Below are 16,076 nucleotides of genomic sequence, written 5' to 3' on the forward strand. Positions count from 1 at the left end.
GGGGTGCCCCACACGTCGTTGGACATCCGGAACCGCCAGGGCCGCCACGGGCCGGCGGGCACCGGCTGCTGGGGGGCGGCGGACCCGGCGGCCCGCGGCCCGGGCGCGAAGGGGCCCGGGGCGGACGGACCCTGTGCGGCCGGGTCCGGGGCGGCCGGCGCGGCCGGGAGCCGGCCCGGGGGGCGCACCCACCCGGTGGCCGGGGAGGCGGGGGGAACCGCCACGAGGCCGGTCTCGGCCCTGGGACCGGGCCCTATCGGGACCGAGGCGCCGGCGAGGCGCACCTCGCCGCCGCCCTCGGGGGCGGGGCCGCCGCGGTGCCGCGCGCCGCCGTGCGGTCCGGCCGACCGCGGGTCGGGCAGGTCCGGCGGGGCCGCGCCGTGGCGTGCCGGGGAGGCCGGGGCCGGGAAGGCGCGGTCGGGGTGCGCGGGCGCGGGGGACGGGGGCTCGGTCGGCGCGGGGGGAACGGGGGGCACGGCGGGCGGCTGCGGCCGCGGTGCGTGCGGCTGCGGCAGGGCCCGGGGCGGGGCGGTGGCGCGCCGGGACCGCTTGCGCTCGATCAGCTCGATGGCCGGCTGCGGCAGCCACTCCCCCGCGTCCCCGTCGCCGCCGCCGTCGCCCCGGGCGAAGAGGTGCGGGGCCAGTTCGGCCTGGATCTCCGCCGGGGTGAGCCGCCGCTCCGGCGCCGGGCGCATGCAGGACCGCACCAGCGGCACCAGGTCCTCCGGCAGGCCGGAGAGGTCCGGCTCCTCCCGGAGCAGCATGAAGACGGTCTCCACCGGGTTGGCCCCCCGGTAGGGCGGGTGGCCGGTGGCTGCGTACACCAGCAGCGAGCCGAGGGAGAAGACGTCGCTGGCGCCGGTGACGCTGCGGCTGTCCCGGGCCTGCTCGGGCGACATGTAGGCGGGCGTGCCGACGGCGACGTTGGTCATGGTGAGCCGGGTGTGCGAGACGCCGGCGGCGATGCCGAAGTCGATGACCCGGGGGCCGTCCTCGACGACCAGGACGTTCGACGGCTTGAGGTCGCGGTGGACCAGTCCGGCGGCGTGGATCGACTGCAGCGCCTCCGCGATCCCGGCCGCCAGCCAGCGGACCGCCTCGACCGGCAGCGGGCCGCACTCGCCCACCAGGTCCTCCAGCGACGGCGCCGGGACGTAGGCCGTGGCCAGCCACGGCACGGGGGCGTCGGCGTCGGCGTCGACCACGGCGGCGGTGTAGAACCCGCTGACCGTCTTGGCCGCCGAGATCTCGCGGCTGAAGCGGACCCGGAAGAGCTCGTCCTCGGCGAGTTCGGCGCGCACGGTCTTGATGGCCACCCGCCGCCCCGACGCGGACCGCGCCAGGTACACGAGCCCCATCCCGCCCGCGCCGAGGCGTCCCAGCACCTCGAAGGGCCCGATCCGCCTCGGATCGTGCGCCGTCAGCTGGTCCACTCCTCCGCCACCTCCCCGCTCTGCCGCCCCGCGGCGCGTCGCCGCGAGGGGGGTCGTCCGATTCTCCATGGCCGACCCGCCGAACGGCCAACCAGGTACGGCGGGCCGGTCCGCCGCCACGGGCGGACCGGGCTCCCGCGGTCCCTGCTCAGAGGACTGACGTGCAGGACGCCGCCGCGGTTCGCCCGGTCCGGCGGCGGGGCCGCGCGGCGGGGCCGCCGGACCCGGAAAGCCCGATTGCCCCTAACGGAGCAGTCACAACTCCATTACGGCCGGGAGACCGGATTCGAAGCCGCGGGCGAATGCATACCGGACCGCGGTATCCGACTGCCGCCGAATTGTCCGTCAGCGCCCGGCTGCGAAGTCCTGACCTGGCCGAGAAACGGTCCGTAACGAAACTCCCGGGCCACTCCGGCAGGGCATCCGGTCATTCTCCGCGCCTCCCCGGCGACACTGCGCCACCCCCGGTCGGAGTATTCGTCACATTGCCGAATCGCGCTCTGATCTTGCGCGGGTAAGCTGACGGCATGACAGGACAAGTTCGCACCGTCGACGGCCGCGTCGCCGGGCGACGCGGACAGGCCACTCGGCAGAAGCTGCTCGACTGCCTCCGCGAGATGCTCAGCACGTCGCCGTACCGGGACGTCAAGGTCATCGACGTCGCCCGGATGGCGGGTACCTCCCCCGCAACGTTCTACCAGTACTTCCCCGACGTCGAGGGCGCCGTCCTCGAGATCGCGGAGGAAATGGCCAAGGACAGCCTCGGGCTCAAGGAGCTCGTGGCCGACAAATCCTGGGCGGGAAAAACCGGTCTGACCACCGCCGAGGGGCTGGTTGACGGCTTCCTCGGGTTCTGGCGCAAGAACGACGCCATCCTCCGTGTGGTCACCCTCGGGGCGGCGGAAGGGGACAAGCGGTTCTTCAAGATCCGCATGAAGGTCCTCAACGCCGTGGCCGGCCCGCTCACCGACACCCTCAAGGACATGCAGGCGAAGAACCGGTTCGACAAGTCGGCGAATGCCGGGGCGGTCGCCGGTTCGCTCATCACCCTGCTGGCCGCCGCGGCCGAGCACCAGAAGGCATTCGACTCCTGGGGCGCCAAGGCCAAGGACCTCAAGCCCAACCTGGTGTCGCTGGTCTACCTCGGGGTGACCGGCAAGAAGCCGCCGAAGTAGGGCTGCACCCGCACCACCGCACCGCAGCAGCACCCGCATGACCGCACCGCAGCAGTACCCGCACCGCATCCACCGTGCGCGCACCCTCCCGGTCTCCTGTCCGGACCGGGGGCGGACGGAGGACGCCGGCCGTGCCTCGGGGGAGGTGGGCCGGACGTCCGAAGCGCGCCCGCACCGGGGCGGTCCCGGCACACCGCCGGGACCGCCCCGTGGCGCGGCGGGGCCGCGCACCGGCCCGCACCCGACGCCCCGCCGGGGCCGGCCGAATCGCCGGGGCGGACCGGCAACCCGTCAGGGGCACCGCACGACCTGGCCCGCGTACGCCAGTCCGCCGCCGAAGCCGAAGAGCAGCACCGGCGCGCCGGAGGGCAGCTCGCCCCGCTCGACCAGCTTGCTGAGCGCCAGCGGGATGGAGGCGGCCGAGGTGTTGCCCGAGTCGACCACGTCCCGGGCCACCACGGCGTCGCGCACGCCCAGCCGGGCCGCGATCGCGTCGATGATCCGCAGGTTGGCCTGGTGCGGGACGAAGCCCGCCAGCTCCGAGGGGTCCACCCCGGCCCGCTCGCAGGCCTCGCGGGCGATCGGCGCCAGCTGCGTGGTCGCCCAGCGGAAGACCGTCTGGCCCTGCTGGCTGATGCGGGGCTCCCAGCCGGTGATGGCCACCGCGTCGCCCTTGTCCGGCGCCGAGCCCCACACCACCGGCCCGACGCCGGGCTCCACGCCCTCGGGCACGGCCTCCAGCACGGCGGCGCCCGCCCCGTCCCCGAAGATCACGCAGGTGGTCCGGTCGGTCCAGTCCACCGTGTCGGACATCCGCTCGGCCCCGATCACCAGGGCGCGGCGCGCCGCGCCGGCCCGCAGCGCGTGGTCGGCGGTGGCCAGGGCGTAGGAGAAGCCGGAGCACGCCGTGTTGATGTCGTACGCCGCCGGGGCGGGGATGCCCAGCCGGGCCGCGACCGCGGCGGCGGTGCTGGGACTGCGCTCGACGGCGGTGCAGGTGGCCACGGCGACCAGGTCGATCTCGGCGGGCTGCAGGCCGCTGCCGGCGACGGCCTTCCAGGCGGCCTGCTCGGCGAGGTCGACCAGGGTCTCGTCCTCGGCGACGTGCCGGGTGCGGATGCCCACCCGGCTGCGGATCCACTCGTCGTCGGTGTCGACCATGCGCGCCAGGTCGTCGTTGGTGAGGACCCTGGGCGGCTGGTGGTGGCCGAGTGCCACGATGCGCGATCCGGTCATGCCACCACTCAACCCGTTACCGGCGGGTCACTCTGTGGCGCCCCGGGACAGGATCGGACGGCGGATGCTGTAGCTCCCTGACAAGGGTCGGCCGGGCCTCCGGGGCGTACACCGGGTCAGGCGGCGAGGGAGCCGCGGTCGCCCATCACGATCACCGGGTGGGCCGCCGGGTCCAGGGCCCGCAGCAGCGCCACCATGTCGCCCTCCGCCAGGGAGACGCAGGCGTGGGTCGGACCGCCGTGGTCGACGTGCACCCAGATGCCGCCGCCCCGGGCGGCCCCGAGCGGCTTGGTGCCGTCCAGGGGCGAGGTGCCGGCCTTCCGGTTGTAGTCGATGGCCACGACGTAGTCGAAGGAGCCCTCGAGGTTCTCGCCCTCGAAGCCCTTGCCGCTGATGGTGAAGCTGGGGTCCCGGTGGTACGGGAGCCTGGACCCCGGATCGGCCTTCAGCCCGCCGGCGTCGCTGAGCGGGTAGACGCCGATCGGGCTGCGCAGGTCGTCCAGGTGGTGGTCGTCCGTCCAGCCCTTGAGCGCGTTGTGGGCCCGCCAGGAGGCGCCGGCCTTCCAGCGTCCGTCGGCGGTGCGGGTCCAGAGGGTGGCGGTGGAGTCGGAGGAGTCGCGGCCCTCGCCGGAGACCAGCAGCACCTGCGCGGTGCGGGCGGGGATCCGCGCCCGGAAGCGCGGTCCGACGCCGGGCAGTTCGTCGGCCGTGCCGTCGGAGCGGTCGGAGCGGTCGGCGGCGGGCGAGGAGGTGTGGCCCTCGTCCAGCGGGCCGCTCTGGGCGCGGGCCGCGGTGGTGGCGTCGCCGGCGTGCTCGGGGGAGAGCGAGGCCGCCACGCTCGTGAGCGCGCCCTGCGGGCCGAAGGCCATCCAGCCGCCGGCCGCCGCGAGCAGCAGCGCCGTGGTGCCCGCCGCGGCCGCGGCCGCGCGGCCGCGCGCGGGCCTGCGGCGCTCCCCGCGGTGGCGGGGACGCCGGCCGGGCTCGGGCCGGGACTCGGGCAGATCGGCGGTGCGCTCGGTGCGGGACATGGGTGCGATCCTCCCAAAAGCCCGGGTCGCTCCCGGTACCGGGGTGCGTGTTGCAGTGTGTGAGCCTACGCACAGCAGGCCCCCCTGGTTCAGCGCGCACGTACCCCCGGAACTCCGGTGCAAGCGGGCGGGTGCGGCGTCTCCGGCCCCGGTCGGCCCCTCCCACCAGCACCGACGGGCGGGGCGCGGTAAACCCGGCCGTGGGGCGCGTTCACCCCGTCGGCGGGCGTGCACGCAGGGCTCCACGCCGGTCGGCGGCTCCCGGATCCCCGTCCCGGGCCGACGGGGAGACGGTCCGTCGGATCCGTCACGGGTGCGGCGGCCCGCCCGGACCGGCCGGGGACGGCCGGGGCGGCAGGCGCGCCGCGGTCGCGGGCGGCGGGCACGGGACGGGTTCCGGCCGGGCCGGCGGCGGTCGTCCGGCCGACCGTGACAAGGCCGGCGGGCAGCCGGCACAGGCGGCGGAGGCGGGTCGCGGCGCAGGCAGATCGCGGCGGGCGACGACCGGGTGGCGGGGGCGGGTCGCGGCGCAGGCAGATCGCGGCGGGCGACGACCGGGTGGCGGGGGCGGGTCGCGGCGGAGGCGGGTCGCGGCGCAGGCAGATCGCGGCGGGCGACGACCGGGTGGCGGGGCGCCCTGCGCGCCCGCAGGGGCACGGCGCTCCGCCACCCGACCGCGACGCCCGGGCCCTGTCCGGCGCCGCGTGATCCGCACTCGCCGAGGAGGCTCCTCCCGGTGGCCACCGGGGGCTTCCGCCTCGACGTCCCCTCGCAACGGACCGCTGCACCCAAGGGTGATCAGACAGACACGCGCCGTCAATGCCTTGTCCGAAACTCGGAAGGGTTGCCGTGCATTTCAGCCGTCCTCGGCCCCCGGACCGTCCGGAAACCGACGGTCACCCGGCCGTCGGGCGCTCCGCCCAGCGCTCGCCCATCAACCGTTGACCTGCGGCGTCGGGGTGCAGCCCGTCGGGCATGCGTCCCGCGGCGGCGTCCTCGGCGCCGAACAGTTCCCGCCCGTCCAGATATGCCAGCCGCCCGTCCCCGCGGCGGCGGCGCACCGCGACCACGTCCTCGAGCGCCCCCCTGATGTGACGGAGCGTCATGTCGCCGCTGATGCGCCGTCGCACGCCGTCGGGCGTCTCGTACCAGCTGTCGGGCGTGTCCTCGCGCAGCTCCCCGCCGTACACGGGCGAGACCACCGTGACCGGCACGTCCGGCCGCCGGTCGCGGACGGCGGCGAGGAAGCCGTGCAGGGCCGGGCCCAGCGTGCGGTCGCGCAGCGCCGCCGAGTTGTGGACGTTGATGCCCACCTCGAGGGTGATGCGGTCGGCGGGCAGCGCGGCGACGACGCGGGCCACCAGCGGGTCCAGGAGGCAGGAGCCCCCGTAGCCGAGGTTGGTGAGCCGCAGGCCGAGGCGCCGGGCGGCGACCGCGGGCCAGCTGCCGGTCGCGGCGACGCCGTGGCCCTGGGTGATGCTGCTGCCGTACACGGTCCAGCGGGGACGGCGGTCCGGAGCCGGAGAGCGCAGCGGGCGGCCGTCGACGGCCCGCAGGGCGCGGATCCGCACGCCCGGGAGCACGGGGAGCCAGACCTCGACCTGCTTCTCCCCCGGCGGCAGGCCGGGCAGGTCGACGACGGCGTCGGCGAGGGGCTCGGCGGGGGCGGGCACCTCCCGCAGCGGCTCGCCGTCGACCACCAGCGCGTAGGGCGCGGGCACGGCGGGCGGCGGGGCGCCGGGCAGTGCCACCGGCTGGACGTGGAGCGCCAGGTGGCGCGCGTCGGTGGTGCAGCGCAGCCGCACGCCGCTGGGGCCCATGGCGGCGACGGCGAGCAGCGGGTGGTGGAGCTCCAGGTCCGCGTACGGCAGGCGCCAGGGCTGCACCCAGCCGTCCCCGCGCTCCAGGTCGACGGCGCCGTCGACGGCGGTCGCACCGTCGGCCAGGACGAACCCGCCGGTCGGGGCGTCGGGGCCGGGCGGGGCGGACGCCACGGAGGGCAGGGGGGCGCCGGTCACACCGCCAGGGCCCGCGGCCCGACGGCGGGCGCGGACTGCAGGGGCGGCTGCCGCCGGTCGATCTCGCACCAGACACGCTTCCCCGATCCGTCGGGGGCCCAACCCCACCGGTCGCAGAGGCAGTCGACCAGCTCCAGGCCGCGTCCGCCCACCGCGTCGTCCTCCGCGCGGCGGGGCTGCGGCGGCGCACCGCTGGCGTCGGCGACCTCGACGCGCACGGCGGGGGCCCCGGTCTCGTCGCCGAGCGGGAAGAGCAGCCGCAGCACCGCGGGCGAACCGGTGTGCACGACCGCGTTGGTGACGAGTTCGGAGACGACGAGCACGAGGGTCTCGGCGAGCGCGGCGTCGGGGTCGAGGCCGCTGCCGCGCAGCCGTCCGCGGGCCCAGGCGCGCGCCCGGCCGACCTCCGCCGGATCCGGCTGCACCGCCGTCTGCAACTGAAGCACCTGCACCGCTCACACCACCCGTAGTCGCGGGCCGTCACGCCGTCCTCGGCACGGTTCGCCCAAGAATGATCCGCCGGGACAGGGGCAGCAAGCGCTTCGGGCATATTCCGGCGGCCCGGGTGCAGGACGGTGCATACTGTCCCCCGCCGCTTCCCCGGGGACGGCCCCGGCCGCACGTGGGACGAGCGTAACGAAGCGGGGTGCGCCGCCCGGGCCGCGGCGGCGCGGCGGCGGCGGGAACCACCCTTCCTACATATGTCCAGCCGCGGTCGAACGGCGGCGCGGCGCCGCGGGCGGGGCGGCCGGCGGCCGCCGCGGGCCGCCGCGCGGGACCGGACGCCGGCGGACGCCCCGTCAGGCGGAGAGCGGCACCGCGCCCTGCCCGGCCCGGCCGCCGCCGCTGCCGGGCGGCGCGGCCACCGCGGAGTCCGCGTCCGGGTGGATGTCGAAGAGCCGCCGCACGCCGAGGGCGTTGAAGACCCGCTGGACCCGGCTCTCGCGGCCGTCCTCGTGCCGGCCGGGGATGGCCAGCCGCAGCTCGCCCGCGCAGGAGCGCATCAGGCGGCGGGCGGCGATCAGCACCCCCACCCCGCTGGAGTCGCAGAACTGCACCTCGGAGAGGTCCAGGACGAGCCGGCGGCGCCCCTCGGCGACCGCCTCGTGGACCCGCGTCCGCACGGTGGCCGCGGAGACGAGGTCGATCTCCCCCGCGACCCGCAGCACGGTCCAGCCGTCACGCTCCTCCGAGGTCACTGCCAGCACCACGGGCCCCTGTCCCTTCCGTGCCGGGCGAGAGCGGTCCGGGCGGCTCCCGGGCGGCGCACCGGCCGCCGACGACCCTATGCCGTCTTTGCGCCGGTTGGACAGGGCAGGGGCGCCGCAGCCGCGGTCCTGCGGGGGAACCGCCGCTTTCGTCCCGTCCCGGGGCGCCCGGTCCCCGGCGGCCGGCGCGTCCGGGCCGGGGCCGGACCGGGCCCGGGCGTGCGGGGGCGCGGACGGGGGCGTGCGTCGCCGCGGGCACGCCCGCACCACGGGACCGGACCGTCCTCCCGGGGGCGGGGCCGCCGACCCGCCGCTCTTCGGACAATCCTGCGCACCGCGCCCCCGCCGCCGGATACCTTGGGATCTATCCGAGCGCAGCGGCCGCCCTCCCCCCGGGGCGGACGGGGCGTCAGGACGGTGCGTCGGACCCGCCAGGGGGAGCTCGGCCCGGGTCCGGCGGTGTGCAGGAAGGGTGGTGCGCATGGCGACCCCCACCCCGGGCCGATGGGACCGGCAGATCCAGCAGCGCCTCGCCCGCGGCGAGGAGGCGGCCCTGGGCGAGCTGTACGACCAGTTCTCGCCGCTGGTCCACGGCCTCGCCAACCGGGTGCTCGACAGCCAGGAGGCGGCCGAGCACATCACCCGTGAGGTCTTCGCCCACGTCTGGGAGCACCCCGGCGAGTTCGACCCCGACCGGGGCTCCATGCGCTCCTGGATCGGCACCCTCACCCACCGCCGCGCCGTGGAGCGCCTGCGCCGCCGCACCCGCCCGGCCGCCGGCGGTCCGGCCGGGGCGGGGTCCGCGGGGCTGGAGGAGGAGCTGCTGGCCGCGGCCACGGCCGCCCGGGTCCAGTACGTCGTCACCTCGCTGCCGCCCGCGCTGCGCGAGGCGCTCACCCTCACCTACTTCAACGGGCGGACCTACCAGGAGGCCGCCCGCGAGCTGGGGATAGCGGAGGCCACCGCCAAGCACCGGATGCGGCTCGGCCTCCAGCTGCTCGCGTCCGCCCTCGCCGCGGAGGACGGCCGGTGACCGGCGCGGACGCGGCCGCTCTGCCGCCCGCCGAGCACGAGTCGGTGCGCCTGCTGCTCGGCGCCTGGGCCCTGGACGCCTGCCCGGACGACGAGACGGCCCTGCTGGAGGAGCACCTGCACGGCTGCGGGCCCTGCGCGGCCGAGGCCGCCCGGCTGCGCGACGCCGCGGGCTGGCTCTCCGCCGACGAGCCCCTGGACCCCGCGCCCGACCTGCGCGGCCAGGTGCTGGAGAGCTGCCTGGGGCGGCGGGCGCCCGAGATCCGCGTGCCCGACTGGGCCGTGCCGTACTCGGCCGAGACGGCCAGGCTGGACGCCCTGCTGCGCGACCTCGGCGCCGGGGAGTGGCTGGAGTACGCCGAGCTGCCCTGGCACGGCGGCGTCGAGCGCCTGCGCCCCGCCGGGGTGCTCTGCCACCTCGCGGCGGTGGACGGCTTCGTGGCCCTGGCCCACGGGCTGGCCGACCCCGTGCCGGGCCGCACCGGCGGGCGCGCGCCGGACGGCCCCTGGGCCGCCGTGGCGGACCGCACCGCCCGGATGGCCGGCGCCCACGCGGGCAGCGGGCACGACGAGGTGCGCTCCCTGTGGCGCGAGCAGACCCGCGCCCTGGTCCGGGCGGCCTCGCTGGCCGGCCCCGCGGGCGGGGACCTGGAGGTCGACTACGGGGACGCCCGCCTCCCGGCGCGGGACGCCTTCGTGGACCGCGCCTTCGAGTGCTGGATCCACGCCGACGACGTGGCGCGCGCCGTGGACTACCCCTACGAGCCGCCGTCCGGGCCGCACCTGCGGCGGATGGTCGACCTGGCCGCCCGGATGCTGCCCGCCGCCCTCGGCGGGCTGCGCGGCACCGCCCCGGCGCCGGACGGGCCGACCCGCGTCCTGCGGCTGGTGATCGAGGGGGCGGCCGCCGGGGAGTGGCTGGTCCCGCTCGACACGGCCGGACCGCCGGGGGCGGAGGCGGAGCCGGTGGCCTCGCTCGTGGTGGACGGCCTGGAGTTCTGCTACCTCGCCGCGGCCCACCGCGACCCGGCCCGGATGCCCGTCGGCCAGCACGGCGACGGGGAGGCCGTCCGGGAGGTCCTGCGGGCCGTCCCGCTGCTGTCCCGGCCCTGAGCGCGCCCCGCACCCGGGCCCCCGCGCCGCGGGGCGGGCCCGCGGTCGGGCTCAGGCGAAGACGACGGTCCGGGTGCCGTTCAGCAGGACGCGGTGCTCGCTGTGCCACTTCACGGCGCGCGCCAGGGCCTGGCACTCCACGTCGCGCCCGATCGCGACGAGCTGGTCGGGGGTGACGTCGTGGGTCACCCGCTCGACCTCCTGCTCGATGATCGGGCCCTCGTCGAGGTCGGCGGTGACGTAGTGGGCCGTGGCGCCGATGAGCTTGACGCCGCGGGCGTGCGCCTGGTGGTAGGGCTTGGCGCCCTTGAAGCTCGGCAGGAAGGAGTGGTGGATGTTGATGATCCGTCCGGACAGCGCCTTGCACAGGTCGTCGGAGAGGACCTGCATGTACCGGGCGAGCACCACCAGGTCCACCCGCTCCTCCTCCACCAGCGCCAGCAGCCGGGACTCGGCCTCGGCCTTGGTGTCGCGGGTGACGGGGATGTGGTGGAAGGGGACGCCGTAGGAGTCCGCGAGGCGCTCGAAGTCGGTGTGGTTGGAGACCACGCCCGCGACCTCGACCGGCACCGCGCCGATGCTCGTGCGGAAGAGGAGGTCGTTGAGGCAGTGGCCGAACCTGCTGACCATCAGCAGCACGCGCATCCGCTCGTCGGACGGGTGGATCCCCCAGTCCATGCGGAACGAGGCGCCGACGGCGGCGAAGCTGGCCCGCAGCTTCTCGGCGGTGACCGGCGTCTCGGCGGAGAAGTGCACCCGCATGAAGAAGAGGCCGGTGTCCTGGTCGCCGAACTGCTGGCTGTCGAGGATGTTGCAGCCGGTCATGAAGAGGTAGCTGGAGACGGCGTGCACGATCCCCTGCCGGTCGGGGCAGGACAGGGTGAGGACGTACTGGCGGGGGCGGCCGGCCGCGTCCGCTGCCGCCGCGTCGTTCTGCTCTGCCACGGTCGTCGCCGTCCTCTCCTCGCCGGTGCGGGCCGCGCGGGGCCCTCGCAGACCAAGCGTGGCACAGACCGCGGGCCCGCCCCGGCGCTGCCCGCACTGCGGGACGGGCGGGTCGCGGCGGAGCGGGCGGTCCGGACGCGCGGGCGGGGACGGGCGGGTCAGGCGGCGCGGGTGAGGATGGCCAGCACGCACAGCGAGCGCGGCGGGACGTCCGGGTCGTCGCCGTCGTTGGCGGCGAGGCGGACGTGGGCCTCGCGGGCGGCGCGGACCGCCTCCGGCCACCCGTGGTGGCCCAGGTAGGCGGTGGCGGGGGCGTCGGCGCCCACCTGGTGCAGGATGCGCAGCACCCGGAGCACGGCCACGTCCACCAGGGCGGCCTCGCCGGAGTCGCGGAAGATGGTGCCGACGTACTTCTCCGCGGACCAGCGGTCCAGCCAGGTGTCCTCGACCAGCCGGTACACGGCGTCGGTGACGTCTCCGAAGCCTTCGCGGCCGGCCACCCAGCACTCCTGCTGGAAGGCGGGGTCGGAGAGCATGTGCAGCGCGGAGCGGACGCGGGCCCTCCAGCGCCACCAGGGCATGTCGTTGAGCGGCATGCCGCCCATGGTGGTGGAGCGGGGGCGCGTGCGGAAAGAGTTCGAGGAGACCGGCATAAGAATCCGATCGTACGTTCTTCGCGAGGGGGACATTACGGCGCCCCCGCACGGGCCGCGCCCCCGGAAAGGTCGTACACCCTCACATGCGCCCCACCCGGTGTTCACATCCGGTTGACCGCCCGTTCCCTTGCCGTCCCTCCGGCTGTGTGCTGCTGCGGACACGCTGGGTCGCCGGAACGACGCGTACCGCGGGTCCCCCGCGACCCGCGGTTCTCGCAGGGAGGGACGCGACCCATGAGGCGGCTCGGAAGCACCGGCAGCAGCACCACCACCGGCACCGCCGGCAGGCAGCGGGGCTCCGGGGTCCCGGGGAGAGGGCGCCGGCTGGCCGGGGCGCTCGCCACCGGCGCGCTCGCCCTGCCCGCGGCCCTCGGCGCCGCCGGCTGCGGCGGCCCGGCCGACGCCGCCACCTCCTCCGACATCACCGTCATGACCTGGGCACCGTCCGGCACCAGCGGTGCGGACCGGCCCGGGATGACCGCGCTCGCCGAGGCGATAGGACGCCAGGTGAACGCCTCCGGCGGCGTCGCCGGCCGCAGGCTGCGGGTCCTCACCTGCAACGAGCACGACACCTCCGCCGGCGCGGACGCCTGCACCCAGCAGGCGGTGCGGGAGGGGGCCGTCGCGGTCGTGGGCTCCTACAGCCAGTACGGCGCCGCCATCCTCCCCACGCTGGAGAGCCACGGCATCCCCTACATCGGCGGCTACGGCCTGTCCTCGGCCGAGTTCCAGAGCCCCGACTCCTACCCGGTGAACGGCGGCACCCCCGCCCTGCTCGCCGGCAGCGGGCGGCAGCTGCTCACCGAGGGGTGCCGCAGCGTCTCCGTCGTGCGTCCGGACACCCAGGCCGGCGACGTGATGTTCACCTACCTCTCCCGGGCGCTCACCCCCGCCGGCATCACCCCCGTCGACATCCCTGCGCCCGAGCAGTCCACCGACTACGGCACCGTCGCCGAGCGCGCCGTCGGCGACGACCGGTCGGGGCACTGCGTCACCGTCGCCCTGGCCGCCGTCCCCACGCAGAACTTCCTGGACGCCTACCGGCAGCAGCGGCACCGCCGCACCCGGCTCTCCTCGGTCATCGGCAGCTTCCAGCAGTCGGTGGTCGACGCGACGGGCGGCGCCGGGGGCCCGCTGGGCTCCGCGTACGCGGCCAGCTGGTACCCCGCGGAGTCCTCCCGCGTCTGGGACCCGCTGCGGAGGACGGCCACCGCGTACGGCTCCGGCGACAGCGGGATCGACGCGTCCGACCCGGGCGTGCAGACGACCTGGGTGGCCTACCAGGTGTTCCTGGAGACGGTGCGCCGCCTGGGGCCGCAGGTCGGCGCCCGCGCACTGGGCACGGCCCTGAGCACCCAGGCCCCCGTCGCGACCGGCGGCGCCACCCCGCCGCTGGCCTGGCGGCTGACGGACATGCTGGCGAGCATGGACACCCCGCGGCTGGTCAACACCGCGGTGACCTTCCAGGCGGTGCGCGACGGGCAGTTCACCGACCAGCGGCACGGCTTCGTCGACGTGGGGTGGGTGCTGACCGGCAGCGGGCGGGCGGGCGGGAGCTGACCGCCGCACCGGCCGCCCGGGGACCGGGAGGCCGCCCGCGGCGGTCCCCCGGTCACCCCCGGCGGGCCCCGAGCTCCTGCTCCAGGGTGCGCACCAGGGAGGACAGCCGGCCGCGCTCCGGGTGCACCGACGGCACCCCGGCGGCCTCCAGCGGCCGCGCGCAGACCTCCCCGACGGCCGCGGCCAGCACCCGGCCGTCCCGCAGCGCCGCCACCACCTCGTCGTAGCGGCCCAGCTCCCGGGCCTGCGCGAAGAGCCCCTCCACGGCGGGCTGGCTGGTGAACGCCACCGCGTCCACCCTGCCCGCCGCCACGGCCGCCACCAGCTCCCGCGCCGGCCCCGGGTCGGCGGGCGGCCCCCACCGGTACACCGGCACCGGCAGCACCTCGGCCCCGGCGGCCCGCAGCGCCGCGGAGAACTCCGGCATGGGCGCCCCGTGCTCCTGGAGCGCGACTCTGCGGCCCGCCGGACCGCGGGCCAGCAGCCAGGCGAGCAGGTCGTCGTTGGACTCCTCCGGCGCCGCGTACGCCTCCCGCAGCCCGCAGCCGCGCACCGCGCCGGTGGCCTTCGGGCCCCGGCACGCCACCGCGGAGCGGCCCAGGGCGTCCTTCAGGGCGTCGCCGAGGCCCCAGGAGGCCGCCGCCTCCAGCCAGCCCCGGAAGCCCACGCCGGTGGTGACGGCCGTGTAGTCGGGCGGCGCCGCGACGCACGCCTCGACGGCGGCCCGCAGCTCCCGGTCGTCCTCCAGCGGCAGGGTGGACATGGTCGGCGCCTCCACCACCCGGGCGCCGCGGCGGCGCAGCAGGGCGGCCAGGTCCCCGCGCCGCCGGTCGGCGGTGACGGCGACGGTGCGGCCCGCGAGCGGTCCCGGGCCCGGCTCGGGCGGGGGACCGGACGGCGCCTCGGAGGGCGGCCCGGGCGGAGGCGCGGACGGTGGCCCCGGCGGGGGCGCGGCGTCGGCGGCGGTGCGGGGGGTGCGGGGGTCCGGCATGCGCCCAGGATGCCAAAACCGGCCCGGCACGCCACCGCGCCGCCCGCTCCTCGGGACGCGGCCCGGACCACGGCGGACGCGGCGCACGGCGCAGCGGACGCGGTGCACGGCGGACGGCGGACAGTGGGGGACGGCGGGCAGTGGGGGACGGCGGGCAGTGGGGGACGGCGGGCAGCGGGGAACGGGGGACGGGGAGGACGCGGCGGACGCCGTGCCGCCGTCCGAGGCCCGGCCCGGGCCTTCGGCGGCCCTACCGGCGGCGGCCCCTCGGCACACGGCCGCGGACGGCGGCCCCGGCACCAGCCCTCGGGCGGCGGGGCGGGCGGCCCGCACCGCGGACCGCCCGCACCGCCCGGCGGCCTCAGAGGTCGGTGTAGGCGCGGGTGGGCTGGCCGGTGCGGCGGGCGATCGGGTTCCACAGGGCGGCCGCCTGCTTCTTGGCCGCGGTCGCCACCCCGCTGGCGGTGTTGCCCTCGGCCCGGTGGCCGCCCGCGGCCGGGGTGTGGCGCTTGCGGCAGGACTTGGCCGAGTCCGCCGCCCAGGCGGCGTACTCCCGGTCGGCGCGGGCCGAGGCCTCCCAGGCGGTGCGCAGCCGCTCGACGAGGCGGGGGCCCTGCGGGAGCTTGTCGACCTGGAGCCCCGCCAGGCCGGCGACGAGCTGCTGCCGCTGCCCGGAGGCCTGGATCAGCCGCTGCCGGGCGCCCGCCAGGTCCTCGCAGCGGCCGACGGACTGCACGGCCGCGACGACCGCGCCGCGGCTGCCGCTCGCCGTGCCCAGCAGCCCGGCCAGGGCCTGGGCCTGGGCCTGCATCGCGGGGTCCGCGCCGGCCGGGGGGGCGTTCGTGGAGGTGGGGGCGGCGGCGGGGGCCGACGCCGCCGTGCCGCCGGTGGCCGGGGCCGAGGAGGCAGCGGTGGCCTTCCCGTCGCTGCCGTCGCCGCCGCCGAAGAGCGCGCCGGCGAGGATGCCGACCAGCGCGCAGGCGCCGACCACCACGCCGGCGATCACCTTGGCGGAGGGCCTGCGGCCCCCGCCCCCGGGCCCGCCGTCCGGCTCGTCCTCCAGGTGCTGCTGGAGGTAGCCGCCGGGCGCGCCGCCGTAGGGGGCGGCGGGCTGCTGCGGCGGCAGGGCGAAGCCCGGCTGCGTCGGTGCGGAGTGCTGCGCGAACGCCGGGCCGCCGGCGCCGCCCGGGCCGCCCGGGCCGGCCGCCGGGTAGGGCGGCAGGTACTGCGTGGCCGCCGCCCCCTCGTCCGGTCCGCCGGGGGCGGGGGATCCCGGGTAGGGCGGCAGGTACTGGGTGGCCGCCGCCTGGTCGGGCGCCCCGCCGGGCCCGCCGGGGGCGGGCGACGCCGGGTACGGCGGGAGGTACTGCGTGGCCGCGGCCGGCTCGTCCGGGGCACCGGTCTGCGGGGGCGCGCCCCAGGCGGCCCCCTGCGCGGGCTGCGGCCCGCCGGCCGGCCCGGGGTAGCCGTACCCGTCCCCGCCCTGCGGGTGCGTCGGCTGGTCCGGGTCGGGCCGGAACAGGTCCTCGGGATTGAGTTCTCGGGAGTGCGGGCGGCGCTGGTTCAACGCGATTCCTCAACTGTGCGCGGGGTGCCGGGCTGCAGCAGGCGGCCTGGCCCCCACGGTCCACCTCTTCAGAACGTCGACCCACGCTACCCGTTCACCGCAACGGGTGACTAC

The 16,076-nt window shown here is 77.5% G+C and carries 14 protein-coding genes; 4 read left to right on the plus strand and 10 right to left on the minus strand.

Features of this window, described 5'->3' with window-relative positions; translation table 11 throughout:
- On the minus strand, positions 1-1,433 hold a 1,433-nt coding region (locus ACFY07_RS17285), incomplete at its 3' end, for a serine/threonine-protein kinase (protein WP_390869423.1).
- A gap of 527 nt (positions 1,434-1,960) precedes the next feature.
- On the opposite strand from ACFY07_RS17285, the gene ACFY07_RS17290 reads away from it, so the two are divergent.
- A complete protein-coding gene (locus tag ACFY07_RS17290; RefSeq protein ID WP_230648959.1) occupies positions 1,961-2,608 on the plus strand; it encodes a TetR family transcriptional regulator in 648 nt (215 codons plus the stop codon).
- A 291-nt stretch (positions 2,609-2,899) separates the two neighbouring features.
- On the opposite strand, the gene ACFY07_RS17295 is transcribed toward ACFY07_RS17290, so the two are convergent.
- The 5 genes from ACFY07_RS17295 to ACFY07_RS17315 all read right to left on the minus strand — a co-directional run bounded on the left by ACFY07_RS17295 (position 2,900) and on the right by ACFY07_RS17315 (position 8,101).
- A complete protein-coding gene (locus ACFY07_RS17295; RefSeq protein ID WP_230648961.1) occupies positions 2,900-3,844 on the minus strand; it encodes a beta-ketoacyl-ACP synthase III in 945 nt (314 codons plus the stop codon).
- Between the two features lie 116 nt (positions 3,845-3,960).
- Positions 3,961-4,872, minus strand: a complete 912-nt coding sequence (locus tag ACFY07_RS17300) for a hypothetical protein (protein ID WP_390869424.1) — start codon at positions 4,870-4,872, stop codon at positions 3,961-3,963.
- An 896-nt stretch (positions 4,873-5,768) separates the two neighbouring features.
- Positions 5,769-6,890 carry a GDSL-type esterase/lipase family protein gene (locus ACFY07_RS17305; RefSeq protein ID WP_390869425.1) on the minus strand — a complete coding sequence of 374 codons (1,122 nt, stop codon included), beginning with the start codon at positions 6,888-6,890 and terminating at the stop codon, positions 5,769-5,771.
- Complete coding sequence (locus tag ACFY07_RS17310; RefSeq protein ID WP_390869426.1) at positions 6,887-7,342, minus strand: ATP-binding protein; 456 nt, start codon at positions 7,340-7,342, stop codon at positions 6,887-6,889. Before ACFY07_RS17310 ends, ACFY07_RS17305 begins: the two co-directional genes overlap by 4 nt.
- Positions 7,343-7,690: 348 nt before the next feature.
- Positions 7,691-8,101: an STAS domain-containing protein gene (locus tag ACFY07_RS17315; protein ID WP_390869427.1), complete on the minus strand. Its 411-nt coding sequence runs from the start codon at positions 8,099-8,101 to the stop codon at positions 7,691-7,693.
- 478 nt (positions 8,102-8,579) lie between these two features.
- On the opposite strand from ACFY07_RS17315, the gene ACFY07_RS17320 reads away from it, so the two are divergent.
- Entirely contained in the window at positions 8,580-9,131 is a 552-nt protein-coding gene (locus ACFY07_RS17320; protein WP_390869428.1) for a sigma-70 family RNA polymerase sigma factor, read from the plus strand.
- Positions 9,128-10,243, plus strand: a complete 1,116-nt coding sequence (locus ACFY07_RS17325; protein ID WP_390869429.1) for a zf-HC2 domain-containing protein — start codon at positions 9,128-9,130, stop codon at positions 10,241-10,243. Before ACFY07_RS17320 ends, ACFY07_RS17325 begins: the two co-directional genes overlap by 4 nt.
- Before the next feature lie 51 nt (positions 10,244-10,294).
- On the opposite strand, the gene purU is transcribed toward ACFY07_RS17325, so the two are convergent.
- Both purU and ACFY07_RS17335 read right to left on the minus strand, forming a co-directional pair.
- Entirely contained in the window at positions 10,295-11,188 is an 894-nt protein-coding gene (gene purU, locus ACFY07_RS17330; protein WP_390869430.1) for a formyltetrahydrofolate deformylase, read from the minus strand.
- A 158-nt stretch (positions 11,189-11,346) separates the two neighbouring features.
- Positions 11,347-11,793, minus strand: a complete 447-nt coding sequence (locus ACFY07_RS17335) for a hypothetical protein (protein ID WP_390869621.1) — start codon at positions 11,791-11,793, stop codon at positions 11,347-11,349.
- A gap of 285 nt (positions 11,794-12,078) precedes the next feature.
- On the opposite strand from ACFY07_RS17335, the gene ACFY07_RS17340 reads away from it, so the two are divergent.
- Complete coding sequence (locus ACFY07_RS17340; RefSeq protein ID WP_390869431.1) at positions 12,079-13,404, plus strand: ABC transporter substrate-binding protein; 1,326 nt, start codon at positions 12,079-12,081, stop codon at positions 13,402-13,404.
- A gap of 52 nt (positions 13,405-13,456) precedes the next feature.
- Here the strand turns inward: ACFY07_RS17340 and ACFY07_RS17345 are convergent, their stop codons facing one another.
- Entirely contained in the window at positions 13,457-14,395 is a 939-nt protein-coding gene (locus ACFY07_RS17345; protein WP_390869432.1) for a uroporphyrinogen-III synthase, read from the minus strand.
- 361 nt (positions 14,396-14,756) lie between these two features.
- Entirely contained in the window at positions 14,757-15,962 is a 1,206-nt protein-coding gene (locus tag ACFY07_RS17350; RefSeq protein WP_390869433.1) for a hypothetical protein, read from the minus strand.
- Positions 15,963-16,076 lie beyond the last annotated feature (114 nt).

The organism is Streptomyces sp. NPDC001380, assembly GCF_042895785.1.
GTDB lineage: Bacteria > Actinomycetota > Actinomycetes > Streptomycetales > Streptomycetaceae > Peterkaempfera.

Bases quoted from the DNA above. Each gene is read 5' to 3' on its own strand.
- ACFY07_RS17290 (WP_230648959.1), top strand. From the start codon at position 1,961: ATGACAGGACAAGTTCGCACCGTCGACGGCCGCGTCGCCGGGCGACGC.
- ACFY07_RS17295 (WP_230648961.1), bottom strand. From the start codon at position 3,844: ATGACCGGATCGCGCATCGTGGCACTCGGCCACCACCAGCCGCCCAGG.
- ACFY07_RS17300 (WP_390869424.1), bottom strand. From the start codon at position 4,872: ATGTCCCGCACCGAGCGCACCGCCGATCTGCCCGAGTCCCGGCCCGAG.
- ACFY07_RS17320 (WP_390869428.1), top strand. From the start codon at position 8,580: ATGGCGACCCCCACCCCGGGCCGATGGGACCGGCAGATCCAGCAGCGC.
- ACFY07_RS17335 (WP_390869621.1), bottom strand. From the start codon at position 11,793: ATGGGCGGCATGCCGCTCAACGACATGCCCTGGTGGCGCTGGAGGGCC.
- ACFY07_RS17340 (WP_390869431.1), top strand. From the start codon at position 12,079: ATGAGGCGGCTCGGAAGCACCGGCAGCAGCACCACCACCGGCACCGCC.
- ACFY07_RS17345 (WP_390869432.1), bottom strand. From the start codon at position 14,395: ATGCCGGACCCCCGCACCCCCCGCACCGCCGCCGACGCCGCGCCCCCG.